General features: G+C 72.9%; 1 protein-coding gene. It reads left to right on the forward strand.

Annotated features, from left to right (window positions below; translation table 11 throughout):
* A partial coding sequence (locus tag AC01Y6_RS10785; RefSeq protein ID WP_476671532.1) for a sigma-70 family RNA polymerase sigma factor occupies positions 1 to 723 on the forward strand: 723 nt, incomplete at both ends.

Here is a 723-nt window from a genome sequence, read left to right on the forward strand (position 1 = left end):
CCCGGGCTCCCCGTGCCCTCGAGGGAGGAGCGGGAGCGGGTGGAGGCCCTCTGCCGGGCGAGCCGGGAGGGCAAGCGCCTCTACCTCCTGGTGCGGGAGGGCGAAGCGGCCCGCAAGGAGTTCGTCCTCGCCAACCTCCGCCTGGTGGTGAGCGTGGTCAAACCTATCGCCAGGAAGCGCAACCTCGACCTCCTGGACCTCATCGCCGAAGGGAACCGCGGCCTCCTCCGGGCCACGGAGACCTTCGACGAGCGCCTCGGGCACAAGTTCTCCACCTACGCCACGCACTGGATCCGGCAGTACGCCTCGCGCTACGCCCAGCAGGCAGTCCGGCTCATCCGCCTGCCCGTCCACCAGGAGGAGGCCCTGGGCAAGCTCGAGGCCATCCGCGTCCGGCTCGCCCAGGAGCTCCTCCGCCCGCCCTCCCTGGAGGAGGTGGCGAAGGAGATGGGGGCGGGCTGGACTCCGGCGAAGCTCGAGGAGCTCCTCTCGAGCGCGCAGGAGGTGTACCGCCTGGAGGAGCCCGTCTACCCCGGGGACGGCGAGGCGGGCGACCCCTACGGGGAGTTCGTGGAAAGCCCCCTGCCGGGCCCCGAGGAGGCCGCCCTGGAGCGGGCCCGGCGGGAGGCAATCGCGGAGGCTCTCGCCCACCTGCCCCCGAGGGAAGCCGAGGTGCTCAGGCTCCGCTACGGCCTGGACGGGACTCCTCCCCTCACCCTGGGG

It is taken from the genome of Thermus sp. (genome assembly GCF_056332225.1).